This is a genomic window from Mesorhizobium sophorae (assembly GCF_002270415.1).
Classification (GTDB): domain Bacteria; phylum Pseudomonadota; class Alphaproteobacteria; order Rhizobiales; family Rhizobiaceae; genus Mesorhizobium; species Mesorhizobium sophorae.
Genome location: NZ_NNRI01000013.1, coordinates 427,768 through 445,612, shown reverse-complemented (window position 1 = coordinate 445,612; position 17,845 = coordinate 427,768). Strand labels below are relative to the sequence as shown.

Here is a 17,845-nt window from a genome sequence, read left to right as displayed (position 1 = left end):
CGCTCTAGTTTATCCTGGTGCCGCTCTGGGCGTCGAACAGGTGCACCTTATGCACCATGATCTCCAACTTCACCTCTTGATCAGGTTTGAACAGGGGCTGTTCCCGGATTTCGGCAATCAGATCGACGCCATTCGCATTTAAGGTAAGTTCCTGGGCCTCGCCGGTCGGTTCCACCACCTGAACCGTTGCCTTTGCGTGGGTGCCGCCGACCGTGATGTGCTGTGGGCGAATCCCGTATACCACCCCTTCCCTGTCACCGATCCGAGCGCCATCGGCCAAGGGCAAGCGCAGGCCCTGCTCGGCGGCGAATGCGCTATTGTCAATTCGGCCCTTGATCAGGTTCATTTCCGGTGAGCCGATAAAGCTCGCAACGAAAAGGTTGGCAGGGTTCTCGTAGAGCTCGGAAGGGGTACCGATCTGCTCAACCTGGCCTCGGTTCAGCACCACTATCCGGTCGGCAAGCGTCATCGCCTCGGTCTGGTCGTGCGTGACGTAGATGCTGGTGCGCCCGAGCCGTTGGTGCAGCTTCTTGATCTCGGCACGCATCTTGACGCGCAACTTTGCATCGAGATTGCTGAGCGGCTCGTCAAACAGGAAGGCTGCCGGGTCGCGCACGATCGCGCGGCCCATGGCGACACGCTGGCGCTGGCCGCCAGACAGCTGGCGCGGCATACGACGCAGCAGATCCTGCAAGCCGAGGATTTCGGCGGCTGCCTTCACCCTCGAGACGATCTCTTCCCTTGGGACCTTGGCCAGTCGAAGGGCGAAGCTCATATTGTCGGCCACGCTCATATGCGGATAGAGCGCGTAGCTCTGGAAGACCATCGCGATGTCGCGCGACTTGGCGGGCATCTCGTCGACGACGCGCCCGCCTATGCGGATCTCGCCCGTCGTCTGTTCTTCCAGGCCGGCGATCATCCGCAGCAGAGTTGACTTGCCGCAGCCCGAGGGACCGACAAGGACCACGAACTCGCCGCTGGCGATTTCAATGTTCACGTCGCGAAGAACTTCCACGGCGCCGAAGCTCTTGCCGAGCTGCTCTATCTGGATTGCGGACATCTATTTTCCTCTCGTGCAGGCCCTGCTCATTTTCGCTGAGCGTGCCGCCATGCGCGGTATTCGGTCTCGCCCTCCGGGCTCAACGGGTAGTATTTCCGCAAATCCCCTCCTTCGGCCAAGCGCGCGCGGGTAAATTCTTCCCACTCGATATGCTCGCCGGCAAGCGCGACCAGCTTGGGCGCAAGTGCGATCGGCACGACGACCACGCCGTCGTCGTCAGCCACTATGATGTCGCCGGGAATGACGAGCACATTCGCGCACGCGATGGGGACGTTGACGGCGAAGGGGACAATGTTGGTCTGGGCGTGGAAATTCGGCGTCGCCCCCTTTACCCAGATACCGATATCCAGGGCCGCGGCCTGGGCAGAATCGCGGATGCAGCCGTCGACGACCACCCCGGCCCCGCCGCGACCTGCGAAATAGGTGAGCATCATCTCGCCGAAGATGCCGCTGCCCAGATCGCCGCGCGCATCGACGACAACCATGTCGCCCGGCTGCGTGGGGTAGAGAACGTGACGGTGGAGCTGTCGCTCCGGGTCCTCATACTCTGTTTCGTTATAGAGATCTTCGCGCTTCGGCATGCATTGGAGCGTGAGAGCCGGGCCTGCCGCCGTGCGGCCGGGCCTCAACGGCCGCGGGCCCCGGATGTGCGGATCACGAATTCCCATCTTATGATAGAGCTCACTGGCCAGTGTCGCCGAACCGATCGCTGCAAGCGCATCGACCAATTGCCTCGGTGGCCGGGAAATGTCTGATATCGCCGGTATTTGGTCCGCTTCCACTCGTCGTCCTCCCTTAGCGCAGCACCACTTTTATCCACCGCGCCGGTCTCACTTGCCTAACCAACTGTCGTCGCAAGCATCGAGCGCATTGCTCCCTTGCCCGCCGCTCAGCCACGGACCGCACCGGTGGTCAGGCCTTTGACCAACAGGCCTTGGGCAAACCAGACAAACACCAAAGTCGGCATGACCATGAGAACGCCGGCAGCTGACATGGCGCCCCAGTTGATGCCGAACTGCGAAACGAAATTGGTGAGCCCGACCGGCAGGGTCTGCGCGGACTTGCTCGACGTCAGGGTCAGTGCGAGCAGTAAATCGTTCCAAGTGAAAAGGAAGGTGATCACCGCACTGGCCCCGATGCCAGGCGCGATCAGCGGCGTGACAATCTGGACCAGCGTGCGCATCGTGCCGGCGCCGTCTGACTGGGCAGCTTCCTCGATCTCTCTCGGGACATCCTGGATGAAGCCCAGCAGAAGCCAGATGGCGACAGGCAGTTTGGCAGCCGTATGGGCGAGGATCAGCGCCCAGACCGAATCCAGGAGGCCGATTGCCGCGAACACGGCGAAGAGCGGGATGGCGAGCGCGATGACCGGGATCATCCGCATGATCAAGAGCAGGCCGAAGATCAGCATGACGCCCGGCATCCTGAAGCGTGACAGCGCATAGGCGCAGGGGATGGCCAGCAAATGGACCAAAATGACTGTCACGAACGATACGATGACCGTGTTCCAGACATAATCCATGGTGTCATATTCGCGGAAAACCGACACGTATTGCGCCAACGTCGCGGTCACGGGGATGATGTGGACCGGCACGGAGAAGATGTCGGCCGAGCTGCGGATCGACGTCAGGAACAGCCACACCAACGGAAAAATGGTGAAGGCGATGGTCAGGATGAGAGCGAGGTAGCGTCCGGCAACGCCGGCTGTGAACCGGCGGCGGCGGCGTCTTGGCTTGCGATGCGTGCTCACGGCCGCAGTGTCCATCAGATGGCCCTCCGCTTTGCGATCAGCCACGGCACTCCGTAGAGCAGGCCGAGCACGACCAGGGACATCCCCAGAGCAATGTAGGAAACCGCCGCAGCGTGCCCGAAATCCACGGCCTGGAATGCCAGCAGGTAGGCGTAGACGGTAAGCAGGTCGGAAGCGCCCCCCGGCCCGCCCTGCGTCATCAGCCAGACGACGTCGAAGGTTCGGAACGTGTCTATGATACGCAGCATCAGCGCGATCATGATGACCGGACGCATTAACGGCAGAACAATATGCCAGAAGCGCTGCCACGGCCCGGCGCCGTCCACCGTCGCGGCTTCGAGCGGCTCCTGGGGCAAGGATTGCAGGCCGGCCAGGAACAGCAGCACCATCAGCGGCGTGTTCTGCCAGACATCGGCGATAATGACCGAGACCAGGGCCCAGGTCGGGTCACTGAGCCAGGGAATGCTGGGCAGGTTGAACATGCGCAGCAATGCATCAACAAGACCGTATTGCGTATTGAAAAGCCACCGAAAATTGAGGCCGACGACGGCAGGAGCGATCATCGGTGGCACCAACAGCAATGTGCGGGCCAGCCGCATGCCCCGCAATTCTCCGTTGACCAGCACCGCGATGGCCATTCCCGCCACCACCTCGACCGTAATGGAGACGACGCTAAAGATGATCTGGTTTCGAAGGGCCTGGTTGAACTGGCGGCCAAACAGCTCGTCTGTGTAGTTTCCTGTCCCGATGAACGGCGCGGAGCCGCTCAGATCCCACCGGAAGAAACTCATGAGAAACGAATACCCCAGGGGATAGACGAAGATGGCGAGCATGACGACGAACGCCGGGCCGGCCAGAAGGTACCCCTTCTGCCAGGTGTAGGGCAGCGGCGAACGCCGCCGACGCCCCGACACCCGGCCGTGCGGGACGGACGACATCCTCAGTCGTAGGCTCCGGCCCGACGCATGGCGTCTTCCGCTTCCACGGCCGCCTGATTGAGCGAATCGCTTGGCGAAACCTGGTCGGTGAGCGCCTGTTCGATGGCCGAGAACATCAGGGTGCAGACTTTTGAGAAGCCAGGCAGCTTGGGCCATTCCTTGCCGTTCGCGATCGTCGTCTCGAGCTGCTGCAGCCATGCGGCCTGCGGGCCTTTCGCCGCCGTGATCACCTCCTTGGCGATCGCCTGACTGCTGGGGAAGTTGGTGAACTCGTCGAACTGCAGGCGCTGCGCCTCAGGGCCGACCGTATACTTGATGAACTCGACCGCGGGATCCTTGCGCCCCGACTGGCCGTTGAGGGCCATGGCGTGCGAGATGGCGCAGGAAATTGCCGCTTTGTCCCGCACATAGGGCGCGCTCGACCACTTGCCGACAACGCGGGAGGTGTCCGGATTGGAGAGAGTGGCGAAAGCGCCCGGCCAGTCAAAATTGGCGTAGACCGTTCCAGACGAGAATTCGGTCGAATTTTCGTTCCACTGATAGCCGACGGCATCCGGGGGGACGATTTTGTGTTTCTGGACGAGGTCACGGTAGAATGTGAGGGCCTTGATCCCGGCTTCGGAATTGAAGGCCGGTTTGTTGGCCTGATCGACCCAATCCCCGCCGGCCTGCCACAGGAGATCGCTGAATGTACGCTGGGCCGGATCGCCCTGCCCTGGGACAACCAACCCGTAATGGCCATTACCGGTGAGTTTCAGGCCGACGTCGACGAGTTCTTCCCAGGTCTCGGCCGGCTTCAGGCCTTTCTCCTGGTAGATGTCGCTGCGGTAATATTGAACGCGCGCATCCATGTTGCGCGGAATGGCCGCCAGATTGCCGTTTTTGGGATCGCGCAGATATTTGACCGCGACCGGATAGAAGTCCGCCAATTCGGACTCGCTGAAATAGCTATTCAGCGGCGCAAAATGGCTGAAGTAGGAGTCAATCTGCGCCGTGTGGGTGCTGTAGACGTCATATTGGCTCGATCGCGCGGCGCTCAACGTGACGACTTTCGACGTCAGTGGGGTGAATTCCAGCAGATCATAGCGGACCTTGATGCCGGTCTTCGCCGTGAAATCCTGGACAATCTTCTCCCAATATTTGGGATAGAGCGGGCCGCCCGTGATCAGCAGCGCCGTAATCTCGTTGGCCTGCGCCCTGGCGATCCACGGCGCGGCGAGCGAGCCTGCCGCCACCGTGGCGCCAGCCGCCAGGAATTTGCGTCTCGATAAGTTTCCGGACATCACAATTTCCTCCTTGGTCATGATTGGTCGGCCCTTTGGGTCGGGCGACGACGTTCAGCATTCCCGTCAAAGTCCGCGGCGGCTTGCTCCTCCCGCCAGGAGACTGTCTGGATCACTCCCGTGCAGACACCACCTTTGCCGTGCAGTGGGCCTATGGCCCTCGCCGGCTTCTGGCGGAGATTCTGTCATTCTCTTGTCGGTCTTCCGGTGTTCCGTTTGTTCCGGCGCGCTTTGCTACGCGCATACATTTCTCCTCACGGAAACCAGGCGACCCTTGCGAGCCCGCTGGGCGATTGAGCAACGATGGCCGCCGCGTTCAGCGACAGTATATCGATCCTCATCTCGGGTGGCGAACGCCGGGGTTGGATATCTCCAACGTCCAATCCTCCCTTCCCGCGGCACGAGTTATAGGCTAGTGAGCATTTTTATGAGATAGTTGACTGCATATCTAGCCATCTGCCTATAAGCTTATCAGACAAGTGGATGTTAATGATGGATGCCATGGAGGTCAAGCTTCAAACTTTGCCCAAGCAGGTGGCAGGCGTGCTCGCGCGTCGCATCGCCACCGACGGTGTTTCCGGGGGCCAAGGACCGTCGGAGCAACAGATCCTGCAAGAATTCGGGGTATCGCGCGCGGTGGCACGCGAGGCGTTGAAGATTCTGGCTTCCCTCGACATGATCGAGATCGCACAGGGACGGCGCGTGGTGCTGCGTCCGGCCGAGGAATGGGACTATCTCAGTCCATTGCTCATCGACTGGCTGCCGCCCGAGCAGATCCGGCAACTGCTGGCGGAAGCACACGCGACGCGAATTATCATCGAACCTGCCATCGCCGCCATCGCTGCCAAGCATATGACGAAGGAAAACCTTGAGCGTCTTGGCATACTGCTGGCAGCCATGTCCGCGACCGAGGACAATCCGGATGTCTATCTGAAGCTAGACCTCGACTTCCACATGGAGATTTGCCGGTCTACCCAAAACAGGATCCTCGACCGCTTCATGTACTCGTCGCGATGGTGGCAGGCGGCGAGCCGGCGCGTCAGCAATCTGATGCCTCATGCCCTGTCCTTCGCGACGGAAGATCACAGGGCAATCTATGAGGCACTCGTTGCGCGCGACGCAAAACGTGCGGAAGAAGCGATGCGCCGACACCTGAAGGCAACCACCGCCGTCGGGTTACCGTATAAGGATTAGCCGTTTGACCATCCCTGGTGCGGCGCGGCCAGCAAACTCACTGGCCGCGCCGTGGCGTGTTGGGAGGACACGGCCGGATTCAATGCATGTCGCCCAGAACTGGCCCCGGTCTTGGGGCAACGACATGCAAAAGCGCATCGCCTGAATCCTTTCAACGCGGCGCGTTTTAAGCCCTTTTCGCTTCCCGCTCCTGGCGCTGCCGGGCGCGAAAACCAAACATATCGCCCTTGTCCTTGATTTCCGCCCAGATAGGCGTGGTATGCTTGTCGATGGCGGCGACGTCCGCGTCGGAAATCGTCCAGCCTACGCTCTCGATGTTTTCCTCAAGTTCCCTGACAGTCCGCGCGCCGACCAGCGGCGAACTCACGCCCGGTCTGCTGGTAAGCCACTGGATCGCAAGCTGTGGCACCGTCTTGCCGTAGTTGGCCGCAATCGGCTTGAGGGCGTCGACAGCGGCGACGGCTCGCTCGTAGGTGCCCGGCTGGAACAGCACGGTGGTGCGCCGCTCGTCTCCCTCGACGAACTTGGTATCTGGCGAGAGTAGGCCGGTAAGCAGCCCCTGGGCAAGACCACTGTAGGGCATGACGCCGATATTGTGCTTGCGGCAATAGGGCAGAGTTTCCGCCTCAACCTCACGCCACAGCATGTTGTAGGGAGGCTGGAGCACGTCGATGACGCCATACTGGCGTGCGCTGTTCATATCAGCAGTGCTGAAATTGGAAACGCCGACCGCCTTGATCCGCCCGGATGACCGCAGCTGTTCCATCATTTCCATGGTCGGGCCAATCGGGAAGTCTGCGTTCGGCCAGTGGACGAAATAGATGTCCACATAGTCCGTCTGCATCCGTCTCAGCGAGCCGTCGAGCGCCGCCTCGAGCGCCGCGGGTTCGAGATGGTTCGGGGCAACCTTGGTCGCGATCACCGCTTTTTCCCGGTTGCCGGCGAGCGCCTTGCCGACAACCTGCTCGGCATGGCCATGCCCATAGGCTTCGGCCGTGTCGATCAAGGTAATGCCGAGTTCCATGGCGCGTTGAATCACCCGTATCGATTCCTTGTCATTGGCCGCGCCCCAGAACGCGCCCGACATACCCCAGGTACCCAGGCCAATCTTGGATACCTTGACCGACGACGATCCTAACTGTCGCTGTTGCATTTGCTCCTCCTGATCGGCGGCATGCCCGTCTTGGCACGTCGCCCAGTTTGCCACGACATTTATAGACTTATATGCTCGTCTGACAAGTAAATCGTGACCTGCCCCTTATTTTTGATCGGAGATAGAAATTTCCACCATCCGGGCCGTTAAACCGTCCTGCGCCGGCGTAACTGCCAAAAACACATTCGGCAAAACGGTCGGAAAAGGGGGCTTACGTTTCATCTTCTCTTCTTATATGCTCATCGGACAAGTTGAGGCCTTACCCGCAAGGTGAGTGCACAGGTATGGGGTGAGCCACCCCGGGAGGAGCTTCGATGAAGATCGTGGACATCAAGACGGCGGTCGTCGCCTATCACGGCAAGGCGACCCTGATCCGTATCGATACCGACGCCGGTATCTCCGGCTATGGCGAGGCAAATCCCGACGCGGGCGCGGCCGCGATCGTCGGACTTATTTCGGAATTGAAGTCGGAACTCATTGGCCAGGATCCCCGCAACGTCGAATATTGCTGGGACAAGATCCGTCGCGACCATGTCTTTTCCGGTGCGCAGGCCGGCGTCTTTCTCATCGCGCTGACCGGGCTTGAAATGGCGCTGTGGGACGTAGCTGCGAAGGCGGCGGGGCAGCCGCTCTATCGCATGTTCGGCGGCAAGTTCCGCGACCGGATAAGGCTTTATGCCGATTGCGGCCACGGCGATGACGAAGCGGGATCGCCGCAGGGGTGCGCAACGCGCGCCCGCCGCATGGTGGCCGAGGGCTTCACGGCGGTGAAATTCGACATCGACAACGTGCGTCATCCGGCAAAGTTCGATGCGGTGAACCACACCATCAACGGCGCCGAGCTCCGCTCAATGGTGGAGCGCGTTGCGGCGGTGCGCGACGCGATCGGTCCTGACGTAGACCTCTGCATCGACCTGCACGCGCGCTATGACGTACTCAGCGCCAGCCGCATAGCGTCGGAGATGGAGCGGTTCAACCTTCTGTGGCTGGAAGAGCCAATTCCGGCTGAGAACGTCGAGGCCCTGAAACAGATCCGCATGCGAACCAAGACGCCAATCTGCGTCGGCGAAAATCTTTATCTGCGCTGGGGTTTCCGGGAGCTGTTCCAGAATTACGGCGCCGACGTCATCATGCCCGACGTGCCGAAATGCGGCGGCCTTGCCGAAAGCCGCAAGATCGCGAATCTCGCTGAAATGTATTACGTGCCATTCGCACCGCATCTTGTGTCGACACCGCTGGGCACGATGGCGACATGCCATGTGTGCGCGAGCGTTCCGAACTTCCTCGTCCTGGAGTGGCATGCCCTCGAAGAGCGGGAAGCGTGGGATGGCTATGTGCGCCTGCCGGATGGCGCCAAGTCGATCGTCGAGGATGGCCACATCGTCATACCCGACACGCCCGGCATCGGTGTCGAGCTCAACATGGACGGCGTGCACAAATACGCCGTGCCTGGCTTCGGCATCTTTGAATAGGCGCTGACCGGACAACATGCGGCTAAGCGGAAGTGCGTTTTGGCCACGTTTCTGCCGCTCGACGAAATGAGGTCCGTTGGGAGGAAACCATGGGCAAGCGGATCGTTTTCACCGGTGGCAGCGGCAAGATTGGCCGCCACGTCATACCCTATCTGCTCGAACGCGGGCATCAGGTTCTGAACCTCGACCTCACACCTCTCGATGTACCTGGGGTGGAGACTGTCATCACCAACCTTGCGGATGCCGGCGAGACCTACAATGCGCTGACGCTGCATTTCGGGTTCAACGAATATTTCGGCGGAAAGGGCCGCGGCCCGGTCGGCGCCGTGGTCCATTTCGCGGCGATCCCGCGGATATTCCTGCGGCCGGACAACGCCATGTTCGCCGCCAATGTGCAGTCGACCTACAATGTGATCGAGGCCGCCACCAAACTCGGCATTCGCAAGATCGTCACAGCTTCCAGCGAAACGGTCTATGGCGTGTGCTTTGCCGAAGGCGAACGCGCCTTCACATCGTTTCCGGTGGAAGAGGACTACGACACCGATCCGACCGACAGCTATGGCCTTTCAAAAGTCCTGGGCGAGAAGATCGCGCGCTCCTTCGCTACCCGCACAGGGAGCGATATCTACGCTCTGAGGATCGGCGGCGTTGTCGAACCGCAGGACTACGCCCGGTTTCCGGAGTTCCTGGCGGAGCCCTCAAAGCGGCGGCGCGACGGCTGGACCTATATGGACGCGCGCGACCTGGGCCAGATCGTGCATTTGTGCATCGAGAAGGACGGTTTGGGGTTCCAGGTATTCAACGCCGTCAACGACAACATCGTCTCGGACATACCAACGGCAGAGTTTCTCAAGAAGCACGCGCCCGACACGCCGATTACGCGCTCCATGGACGTGTTCGAGGGGCCAATCTCAAATCGAAAGCTGCGCGAGGTCCTGGGGTTCAAGCAGGAACATGATTGGCGAACGCGCCCGGCGGGTTCATGACGGCCCACGACGTGGCCCATCGAGGGAACCGACGCACCCCCTGAGGAATGCGTCGGGCCAGGCTCACGTGTGGCGTATTTCCGTTCCCAGCACTTTCAGGCATTCGCGGATGAAGGCCGCAAGCGCCGTCCAACCTTTGGCCGAAACCATCGTGCCATCCACATAGGCATCGGTCGGTGACAGATCGATGTAGGTGCCGCCAGCAAGCGTCACCTCCGGCTCGCAAGCCCCTAGCGCGCCGACCTTCTTGCCACGGACGACGCCGTCCACGGCAACCAGGATCTGGACGCCGTGGCAGATCGTAAATATCGGTTTGTTCGCCTCGTGGAAGTGGCGGACCATCGCCTGCACGCGCTTGTCGGTGCGGATGTATTCCGGTCCGCGTCCGCCGGCGCAGTAGACCGCATGATATTGGTCAAGCTGCTTCTCGGCCTCGGAAAAAGTCTTGTTGATCAGTGCGTTGTGACCGGGTTTTTCCGTGTAGGTCTGGTCGCCTTCGAAGTCGTGCAGCGACGTCTTGATCAAGTCGCCGGCGTTTTTGTCGGGGCAGACGACATGAACAGTGTGGCCGACGGCCTCCATCGCCTGCTGGTAGACGAAGATTTCATATTCCTCGGTGAACTCACCTGTCAGCATCAGGATTTTTTTGCCTGGCATGGCTCTTTCCTCTCGGTGTTTGTGATGGGCAAGGCGCACCCCGCGTCTTGCCCCTCAGGGCTCGAAGTCGGGATCAGAACGGGGAGTCGGGGAAGTAGTATTCCTTGGCGTTGGCCTGGGTGATCAGCGGTGCGTCAAGCTTGACCGTGCCGCGGACCGGCGCCTGGCCAATCAGATTGGCGACAGTCATATAGATTGCCGTCTTGATCATCGACGGCGGGTATGGCGTCTCGACCGGCGTCATTGCATCGCCGTCGATCACTTTCTTGACGATATCCTTCATGCCGTTGCCGCCGAGCGCCAGCTTGATGTCCGTCCGGCCCGACTGCTTCACGGCCTCCAGCACGCCGAGCAGCATATCGTCGTCGTTGGCCCAGACTGCGTCGATATGCGGATACTTGGCCAGGTAGTCCTGCATGAGCTTGAAGGCTTCATCACTGTTCCAATGGGCATATTGAATGTCGAGCACCTTCAGGCCGGTGCCCTTGATCGTATCCTCGAAGCCCTTGATGCGCTCGTCGTCGATGACGGTCGGAATTCCGCGCAGCACGACGAGGTCGCCCTTGCCACCCAGCTTGTCGATCATGAACTTCGCCGTATTGGTGCCCACCGCGATATTGTCGCCGGCAAGGTAGAGGTCCTGGATCGAAGCATCGGTCAGCCCCCGATCGACGACGGTAATAAACGTCCCCATATCTTTGATGGCCTTGACCGGCTGGGTCAGTTCCTCGGACGTGTATGGCAGGATGACCAGGGCATCCAGCTTGCGGCTGGCGGACAAATCCTCCAGCGCGCTCACCTGGTCGGCCGCCGATGGCGAGGTCTTGACGACCACCTCGACATCCGGAAACGCCGCGTTGATTTCCTTGGCGGCAGCCTGTGCGTGATACACGATTCCAGCCGTCCAGCCATGATCCGCCGCTGGGATCGAGACCGCCACCACCTTCTTGTCGGCTGCAAGCGCCTGGCCGGCCAACAACAGCGCGCCAGCTGCCGCGGCCGCGACCCATTTTCTACTAAACATCAACTACCTCCCAGAGATTTGGACCAGACAACACAAGGCACCCGTCGGGTCCAAGGACGGGTTATTTCGAAAACCGCTGCACGAGCATGGCGATGATGATGATGACGCCCTGCACCGCGGCGACCAGGTATTCGGAGACGAAATCGGACAGCACCATCAGGTTGGCGATGAGCTCGAGAATCACGGCACCTGCGACCGTCCCCCAAATGTGACCCTTGCCGCCGCGAAGAGCGGTGCCGCCAATAACCACGGCGGTTATCACCTGCAGCTCCCACAGCACTCCGGTGGTCGGGGTCGCCGCTCCAAGCCGTGGCACGTAACAGATGGCGGCGACGGCGACGCACACGCCCTGGATGACGAAGGCGATGGTTCGCGTCTTGATGACCGAGATGCCCGAATAGCGGGCGACGTCCTCATTGGCGCCGACAGCCGCGCATTTGCGGCCGTATTTGGTCTTGTAGAGTACGAAGGCGCCGATCGATGCCACAACGGCCGAAATCAGGATCGGAACCGGAATGCCGGCGAGGGTACCGAAATAGACCGGCCTGTAGGCCTCCCGCAGCGATCGATCGATGGGGATGGTGCCGCCATTCGTCATATAGGTGATCAGTGCCCGAAAAATGCCCATCGTGCCGAGCGTGGCAATGAACGGCTCGATCCTCCCGACGGTGACGATCAGACCGTTGGCCAGTCCGCATAGCAGACCTGCGGCGACCGCCATCGCCATGCCCGCGGGGATTGCCCACAGACCGAGGCTCGGCGCCATCATGTTCATGAACATGATGGTAATGCCCGCGATGAAGGCGACCATCGAACCGACGGAGAGGTCGAGGCCGCCGGAGGAAATCACGAACGTCGCGCCAACGGCAATTATCGCGACGTAGGCGCTGCGCGTGACGACGTTGCCGAGATTGGTCGCCGAGAGGAAATCGGGATTGACCAGAAACCCGATGACCAGCAGCGCGACGAGCGCGAGGAAGGGTCCGGCATCGGCCCACGAAACATGGTATTGTCGTTCGGTGCGGGCTGGCGTGGAACTTGTCAGTGCGGTCACAGTTTTCCTCCGGGGTCAACGTCGTGACCCCTCTCGCTGGTCGCAAGCAGCGCGATGTTGCTCTCGGTCATCGCCTCACCCGATACCTCGCCGCTGATCCTGCCCTCGCGCATCACCACGATGCGATCGCAGATGCCGACCAACTCCTGCATCTCCGAGGAGATGACGACGCAGGCTTTGCCCTGGGCGACCAATTCCTGGATGAAGGCGTAGATCTGGGCTTTGTTGGCGATATCGATGCCGCGCGTCGGCTCATCGATGACGACGACTGAAGGTTCGGTCAGCAGGACCTTGGCCAAAAGCAGCTTCTGCTGGTTGCCGCCTGAAAGCTGTCCGGCTTTGACATTCAGGCTCTTCACCCGGATGTCGTAGCTGGAAACGGCTTGCGCCAGCGCCTGCGCCTCGGAGCGCCGTCGAACCATGAGACCGGGATGAAAGCGGGCAAGCGCGGATAGAGTGAGGTTCGGTGCCAATTCTTCCTGCAGGAGCAGACCCTTGCCCTTGCGGTCCTCCGTGAGGTAGCCGATGCCGGCATCCATGGCTTCCCGCTGCGAACGAATATGCACTGGGGAACCGTTCAGCTCGATGGCCGCATTCGCCGGCCGCAAACCCAGGATGCCTTCGAAGAGCTCGGTCCGCCCTGCCCCGATCATCCCGGCAAAGCCGAGAATCTCGCCCTTGTGAACGGTGAAGGACACGTCCTGCACGTAGCCGGGCACCCTTGCGTTCCGCACGCTCAGCATTGGCTGGTTCGTCCGCACTGCGCGCTTCTGCGGATAGAGCGCGGCGAGCTCACGGCCCACCATGAGCCGCGCCATGTCGAACTGGCTCAATGAATGCCCCGGGTAGGTGCCCACCATCTTGCCGTCACGCAAGACAGTCACCTTGTCTGCCAGCCGCTGAACCTCGTCGAGGCGGTGGCTGATATAGAGGACGGCAATGCCGCGCGACTTGAGGCCAAAGATGATGGCAAGCAGGCGCTCGACTTCCTCCCCGGTCAGCACCGCTGTCGGCTCGTCAAAGATGACGAGGCGATGCTCGTCGAGCAAAGCACGGGCGATCTGGACGAGCTGGCGGTCGGCCAGTGAGATGTCTCGCACCAATGAGGTTGGCGACACCGCGCAGCCGATCTCAGCCAGTTTCGCCGCCGCGACATGACGCATGCCCTTGTCGTCGACAAGGCCGCCCCTCGTGAGTTCTCGGCCGAGGAAAAGGTTGTCGGTAACGGTGAGTGCTTCGGCCAGCAGGATTTCCTGGTGAACGAGCGCAATGCCGGCTGCCTGAGCCTGATCAGGCTTGGTGAAGCGCACCCGATTTCCGGCCATGGACAACATGCCTTGGGTCGGCTCGATGTAGCCGGACAGCAGTCGCATGAACGTCGACTTGCCCGCGCCGTTCTCCCCGATGATCGCGTGGATCTCGCCCGGCAAGATATCCAGCGTCACATCCGAGAGTACTGTGACCGGGCCGTATTTCCTTGAAAGGCCCTCGGCGCGCAGCACGGGCTCAGCTTGCCGTTCAGGCCGCGCCGGCAAGGTGCCGGTATCTGTCTCAAATCGCATGGCAAGGGACATCGCAACGGCTACTCGAACGCAGGCAGGAGCCGGTCCCGGGAATTCTCGATGTGCACACGCATCGCTTTTTCAGCGGCGTCCGGGTCACCCGCGGAAAAGGCGGCGAGAATTGCCTCGTGCTCGTCGAGCGCCTCTTCGGTCACTCGCGAGTGGTACATCAGGCGGAAGATGTGGAAATGGGTATGCTGGTGATTCAGGGTCTCGCGAATGAGCTCGTTCTGAGCGAACTCCACGATCTTGTCATGGAAGATCGCATCCTGGCGGGCGAAGTTCGAATAGCGCAGGCGTTCGTCCTTCCCCACTCGCCGGGCCATGACGCCTGCGGCCTCCTGCAGTACGGCTAGACGCTCGTCATCGAGCGTTGCGGTGGCTTTGGCTGCCGCAGCGGGCTCGAGCAGAAGACGCAGCTCATAGAGCTCGTCAAAGCGGCGGCGGGTGATCTGCGGTGCGGCCCGAAAGCCGATCAGGTGGGTTTTGACCACCAGCCCCTCGCCTTCCAGCCGGCCAAGCGCTTCGCGAATGGGAGTATGCGAGACGTTGAATTCCTTGACGAGGTTATCGACGGTGATGCGCGATCCCGGAGCAATCCGCAGCGACATCAATTGCCCGAAGATCGCCTCGTACACATCGCCAGCCAGGCTGTTGGCACGCTGAATGCGGCCGCTCAGGCGGGCTTCATTGTCAACCGTCAGGTCGGGGTTCTGCATGGTTTTACCTCTTGACAGGAGCACCCACTAACATGATGCTTCGGCCAATTCAATACTATATCCTATACGATTTTATAGGGGATATTCGTGAAACCAACTCAAGGCGCCGCGAGAGCAGATCTCGCGCACCCAGGCATCGTCCCCGGTTTCGGGGCGTCCGGCAGGCGCGCTCGCGCTTTGAACGACGACTTCGAGATCGGGGCCGGTCTCTGCCCCAATTCACTCAGTTCTCAACCTCTCTTCGAAGGATGCTGTCCATGACGTTGTTCGCAGCCGTGCGCCTGCCGCGCGAGATCCTGTTCGGCAAAGGCCAGCGCCATGTGCTGCCAGCCGTTGCCGCCAGGTATGGACGGCGTGCGTTCGTCTGCACTGATGGGCGTTTCGCCACGACAACTGAGTTCGCCGAGATTCTTGCCGGCTTGCGCGAAGCCGCGGTGGAGACGCTGGTCTACGACCGAACGCTGCCGGATGTGCCCCGCGATAGCGTCGCCGCCTGCATTGCGGAGGCGATGGATTACAAGCCGGACATGGTCATCGGGATCGGCGGCGGCAGCTGCCTCGACATGGCAAAATGCGCCGCACTTTTGCTCAGCCATGGCGGCAGGCTTCAGGACTACTATGGCGAGTTCAAGGTGCCAGGCCCTACCCTCCCCGTGATCGCCGTGCCGACAACGGCTGGCACCGGCTCGGAGGTGACCCCCGTCGCCGTGATATCCGATCCGGAGCAAACGCTGAAAGTCGGCATCTCGAGTCCTCATCTCATCGCCGCGGTGGCACTCTGCGATCCGGATCTCACGGCCACATGTCCACCTTCCCTGACGGCGATCGCCGGCGCCGACGCGCTGACGCATGCAATCGAAGCCTTCACGGCGGCTAAGCGCGGCATTGATCCAAATTTGCCGCAACAGCATGTGTTCGTCGGCAAGAGCGCTCTGACCGACCATTTCGCGCTTCTGGCCATCAGATTGCTTGGCCGCAGCCTGGAAAAGGCATATCGCGACGGATCGGACGAAAATGCACGCGCCGACGTCATGATGGGGGCGCTGGCCGCAGGCTGCGCCTTCGGCACGGCTGGAACGGCTGCCGCTCATGCGGTGCAGTATCCCGTCGGCGCGATCACCCACACGCCGCATGGACTCGGCGTCGCCACCATGATGCCTTATGTGATGACATACAATCTTGCGGCGGCGGCCCCGGAAATTGCCGAAGTCGGCACCGCCCTCGGCCTGTCAGATCGGAGCAGCAGCGGACCTGATGCGCTGGCGCATGCCACCATAAGCGAGGTGAGCCGGCTGTTCGGTGCCATCGGCATCACGCCGACATTGGCTGAACTTGGTCTTCCCGAGGACAAGATCGACTGGACGGCTGAGCAGGCGCTCGGCATCGACCGGCTGATCAAGAACAATCCCCGCCCCTTCGACCTCACCGCGATGCGACGACTGATCAGAGCCGCTTACGACGGCGATATGTCTGCAGCCACGATGCGACAGGAGCTGGTCCAATGAACATTTCCGCAGACATATTCGACGAGGATGAAAGTATGTCCGACTACGCCACGTTTTCGCACGGTCTCTACATTGGTGGCCGCTGGCAGCCGTCGTCGGATGGCCGTGTGATTGAAGTGATCGATCCATCGACCGAGGCGGTGATCGCGGCGGTCCCCGACGCCACGCTCGCCGATGCTGCCCTCGCCGTCGACGCGGCTGCGAAGGCAGCGGCCGGTTGGCGTGAAACCCCGCCACGCAGGCGTTCGGAAATCCTGCGGCGTTGCTTCGAACTGATGACCGAACGGGCGGACACGTTGGCTGCGCTGATCTCGCTGGAAAACGGCAAGGCGCTGCGCGATGCGCGCGGCGAAGTCGCCTACGCGGCGGAATTTTTTCGCTGGAACGCCGAGGAGGCTGTTCGCATCAGCGGCGAGTTCGGTCTCGCCCCCTCGGGCGCGAACCGGATCGTCGTCGACTATCAGCCCATCGGCATTTGCGTGCTTATCACGCCATGGAATTTCCCCGCCGCCATGGCGACACGCAAGATCGCGCCGGCGCTCGCGGCAGGCTGCACCGTTATCTTGAAGCCCGCCAGCGAGACGCCGCTAACGGCCTACGCGCTTGCAGCCCTGTATGAGGAAGCAGGCGTGCCGCCTGGCGTCGTCAACGTGCTGACGACCTCAAGCCCCGGGCCGGTGACGGCCGCCATGCTTGCCGACCCAAGAGTGAGAAAACTGTCATTCACCGGCTCGACAGGCATCGGCCGCGTGCTCCTGGCTGAAGCCGCAAAACACGTCATCTCCTGTTCGATGGAACTTGGCGGCAACGCACCGTTCGTTGTGTTCGACGACGCCGACCTGGAGGCAGCGCTCGACGGTGCGATGGTTGCCAAGATGCGCAATGCCGGCGAAGCCTGCACCGCCGCCAACCGGCTTTACGTCCAGGCCGGCATCCATGATGCCTTCGCCGATGGATTGCGCAAACGCATGGCAGCCCTCCAGGTAGGCCCTGGCACAGACTCGGAAACCGAATGCGGCCCGATGATCACCAGGAAGGCCGTGGACAAGATCGATCGGCTCGTCCAGGACGCAGTTGCCCGTGGTGCCAAGGTTCTGTGCGGAGGGACGATCGCCGAAGGCAAGGGCTACTTCTACCCGCCGACAGTGCTTCGCGACGTGCCCCCTGACGCTGTCATGGCCCATGAGGAGATATTCGGTCCGGTGGCTCCGCTTCTGCGCTTCGACAGCGAGGCGGAAGTGATCGCAAAGGCCAACGACACCGAATACGGTCTCGCCGCCTACATCTATACGCGCGACCTAGCCAGGGGAATGCGTGTGGCATCGAAGATCGAGTCGGGCATGATCGCCCTGAACCGCGGCCTGATGTCGGATCCTGCGGCGCCCTTTGGCGGGGTCAAGCAGAGCGGACTGGGCCGCGAAGGTGGGCAGAAGCACGGCGTTGCCGAGTTCATGGAGGCGAAGTACATCGCCGTGACCATCTGAGCAT

The 17,845-nt window shown here is 61.3% G+C and carries 16 protein-coding genes; 5 read left to right on the top strand and 11 right to left on the bottom strand.

The genetic code is table 11. The features are described from left to right. Positions 1 to 4: 4 nt before the first annotated feature. From CGZ66_RS21400 to CGZ66_RS21380, 5 genes are all read right to left on the bottom strand, one after another. Positions 5 to 1,060 carry an ABC transporter ATP-binding protein gene (locus tag CGZ66_RS21400; protein WP_095087588.1) on the bottom strand — a complete coding sequence of 352 codons (1,056 nt, stop codon included), beginning with the start codon at positions 1,058 to 1,060 and terminating at the stop codon, positions 5 to 7. 26 nt (positions 1,061 to 1,086) lie between these two features. Further along, on the bottom strand, positions 1,087 to 1,827 hold the full coding sequence (locus CGZ66_RS21395) for an RraA family protein (RefSeq protein ID WP_167392217.1): 741 nt from the start codon (positions 1,825 to 1,827) through the stop codon (positions 1,087 to 1,089). 122 nt (positions 1,828 to 1,949) lie between these two features. Continuing rightward, entirely contained in the window at positions 1,950 to 2,825 is an 876-nt protein-coding gene (locus tag CGZ66_RS21390; protein ID WP_095087585.1) for a carbohydrate ABC transporter permease, read from the bottom strand. Further along, positions 2,825 to 3,748 carry a carbohydrate ABC transporter permease gene (locus CGZ66_RS21385; protein WP_167392194.1) on the bottom strand — a complete coding sequence of 308 codons (924 nt, stop codon included), beginning with the start codon at positions 3,746 to 3,748 and terminating at the stop codon, positions 2,825 to 2,827. Before CGZ66_RS21385 ends, CGZ66_RS21390 begins: the two co-directional genes overlap by 1 nt. A 2-nt stretch (positions 3,749 to 3,750) precedes the next feature. Continuing rightward, complete coding sequence (locus tag CGZ66_RS21380) at positions 3,751 to 5,031, bottom strand: ABC transporter substrate-binding protein (protein WP_167392193.1); 1,281 nt, start codon at positions 5,029 to 5,031, stop codon at positions 3,751 to 3,753. A 492-nt stretch (positions 5,032 to 5,523) separates the two neighbouring features. Between CGZ66_RS21380 and CGZ66_RS21375 the strand changes: the two genes are divergently transcribed. Beyond that, positions 5,524 to 6,225, top strand: a complete 702-nt coding sequence (locus CGZ66_RS21375) for a FadR/GntR family transcriptional regulator (RefSeq protein ID WP_245331158.1) — start codon at positions 5,524 to 5,526, stop codon at positions 6,223 to 6,225. Positions 6,226 to 6,391: 166 nt separating this feature from the next. Here CGZ66_RS21375 and CGZ66_RS21370 read toward each other — a convergent pair whose 3' ends face one another. Further along, positions 6,392 to 7,432: an aldo/keto reductase gene (locus tag CGZ66_RS21370; protein WP_095087578.1), complete on the bottom strand. Its 1,041-nt coding sequence runs from the start codon at positions 7,430 to 7,432 to the stop codon at positions 6,392 to 6,394. Between the two features lie 260 nt (positions 7,433 to 7,692). Here CGZ66_RS21370 and CGZ66_RS21365 point away from each other — a divergent pair, with 260 nt between their 5' ends. Then, positions 7,693 to 8,850 (top strand): mandelate racemase/muconate lactonizing enzyme family protein, encoded by a 1,158-nt coding sequence (locus CGZ66_RS21365; RefSeq protein WP_095087576.1) that lies wholly within the window; start codon positions 7,693 to 7,695, stop codon positions 8,848 to 8,850. 89 nt (positions 8,851 to 8,939) lie between these two features. Further along, on the top strand, positions 8,940 to 9,836 hold the full coding sequence (locus CGZ66_RS21360) for an NAD-dependent epimerase/dehydratase family protein (RefSeq protein WP_095087574.1): 897 nt from the start codon (positions 8,940 to 8,942) through the stop codon (positions 9,834 to 9,836). A 63-nt stretch (positions 9,837 to 9,899) separates the two neighbouring features. On the opposite strand, the gene CGZ66_RS21355 is transcribed toward CGZ66_RS21360, so the two are convergent. The 5 genes from CGZ66_RS21355 to CGZ66_RS21335 all read right to left on the bottom strand — a co-directional run bounded on the left by CGZ66_RS21355 (position 9,900) and on the right by CGZ66_RS21335 (position 14,852). Continuing rightward, positions 9,900 to 10,493: a DJ-1/PfpI family protein gene (locus tag CGZ66_RS21355; RefSeq protein WP_095087573.1), complete on the bottom strand. Its 594-nt coding sequence runs from the start codon at positions 10,491 to 10,493 to the stop codon at positions 9,900 to 9,902. A 73-nt stretch (positions 10,494 to 10,566) separates the two neighbouring features. After that, on the bottom strand, positions 10,567 to 11,517 hold the full coding sequence (locus tag CGZ66_RS21350) for a substrate-binding domain-containing protein (protein ID WP_095087571.1): 951 nt from the start codon (positions 11,515 to 11,517) through the stop codon (positions 10,567 to 10,569). 61 nt (positions 11,518 to 11,578) lie between these two features. Further along, entirely contained in the window at positions 11,579 to 12,571 is a 993-nt protein-coding gene (locus CGZ66_RS21345) for an ABC transporter permease (protein ID WP_095087570.1), read from the bottom strand. Continuing rightward, positions 12,568 to 14,133 (bottom strand): sugar ABC transporter ATP-binding protein, encoded by a 1,566-nt coding sequence (locus CGZ66_RS21340; protein ID WP_245331157.1) that lies wholly within the window; start codon positions 14,131 to 14,133, stop codon positions 12,568 to 12,570. Before CGZ66_RS21340 ends, CGZ66_RS21345 begins: the two co-directional genes overlap by 4 nt. Before the next feature lie 20 nt (positions 14,134 to 14,153). Further along, on the bottom strand, positions 14,154 to 14,852 hold the full coding sequence (locus CGZ66_RS21335; RefSeq protein ID WP_095087567.1) for a GntR family transcriptional regulator: 699 nt from the start codon (positions 14,850 to 14,852) through the stop codon (positions 14,154 to 14,156). A gap of 257 nt (positions 14,853 to 15,109) precedes the next feature. Here CGZ66_RS21335 and CGZ66_RS21330 point away from each other — a divergent pair, with 257 nt between their 5' ends. Both CGZ66_RS21330 and CGZ66_RS21325 read left to right on the top strand, forming a co-directional pair. Continuing rightward, complete coding sequence (locus CGZ66_RS21330; protein WP_095088071.1) at positions 15,110 to 16,357, top strand: iron-containing alcohol dehydrogenase; 1,248 nt, start codon at positions 15,110 to 15,112, stop codon at positions 16,355 to 16,357. After that, positions 16,354 to 17,841, top strand: a complete 1,488-nt coding sequence (locus CGZ66_RS21325) for an NAD-dependent succinate-semialdehyde dehydrogenase (protein ID WP_095087565.1) — start codon at positions 16,354 to 16,356, stop codon at positions 17,839 to 17,841. Before CGZ66_RS21330 ends, CGZ66_RS21325 begins: the two co-directional genes overlap by 4 nt. The last annotated feature ends 4 nt before the right edge of the window (positions 17,842 to 17,845 follow it).

What these genes read in the sequence shown, in the direction of transcription:
- CGZ66_RS21365 (WP_095087576.1), top strand. Translation starts at nt 7,693, where the DNA reads ATGAAGATCGTGGACATCAAGACGGCGGTCGTCGCCTATCACGGCAAG.
- CGZ66_RS21335 (WP_095087567.1), bottom strand. Translation starts at nt 14,852, where the DNA reads ATGCAGAACCCCGACCTGACGGTTGACAATGAAGCCCGCCTGAGCGGC.
- CGZ66_RS21340 (WP_245331157.1), bottom strand. Translation starts at nt 14,133, where the DNA reads ATGCGATTTGAGACAGATACCGGCACCTTGCCGGCGCGGCCTGAACGG.
- CGZ66_RS21325 (WP_095087565.1), top strand. Translation starts at nt 16,354, where the DNA reads ATGAACATTTCCGCAGACATATTCGACGAGGATGAAAGTATGTCCGAC.
- CGZ66_RS21360 (WP_095087574.1), top strand. Translation starts at nt 8,940, where the DNA reads ATGGGCAAGCGGATCGTTTTCACCGGTGGCAGCGGCAAGATTGGCCGC.
- CGZ66_RS21380 (WP_167392193.1), bottom strand. Translation starts at nt 5,031, where the DNA reads ATGTCCGGAAACTTATCGAGACGCAAATTCCTGGCGGCTGGCGCCACG.
- CGZ66_RS21350 (WP_095087571.1), bottom strand. Translation starts at nt 11,517, where the DNA reads ATGTTTAGTAGAAAATGGGTCGCGGCCGCGGCAGCTGGCGCGCTGTTG.
- CGZ66_RS21330 (WP_095088071.1), top strand. Translation starts at nt 15,110, where the DNA reads ATGACGTTGTTCGCAGCCGTGCGCCTGCCGCGCGAGATCCTGTTCGGC.
- CGZ66_RS21385 (WP_167392194.1), bottom strand. Translation starts at nt 3,748, where the DNA reads ATGTCGTCCGTCCCGCACGGCCGGGTGTCGGGGCGTCGGCGGCGTTCG.
- CGZ66_RS21375 (WP_245331158.1), top strand. Translation starts at nt 5,524, where the DNA reads ATGGATGCCATGGAGGTCAAGCTTCAAACTTTGCCCAAGCAGGTGGCA.
- CGZ66_RS21400 (WP_095087588.1), bottom strand. Translation starts at nt 1,060, where the DNA reads ATGTCCGCAATCCAGATAGAGCAGCTCGGCAAGAGCTTCGGCGCCGTG.
- CGZ66_RS21355 (WP_095087573.1), bottom strand. Translation starts at nt 10,493, where the DNA reads ATGCCAGGCAAAAAAATCCTGATGCTGACAGGTGAGTTCACCGAGGAA.
- CGZ66_RS21390 (WP_095087585.1), bottom strand. Translation starts at nt 2,825, where the DNA reads ATGGACACTGCGGCCGTGAGCACGCATCGCAAGCCAAGACGCCGCCGC.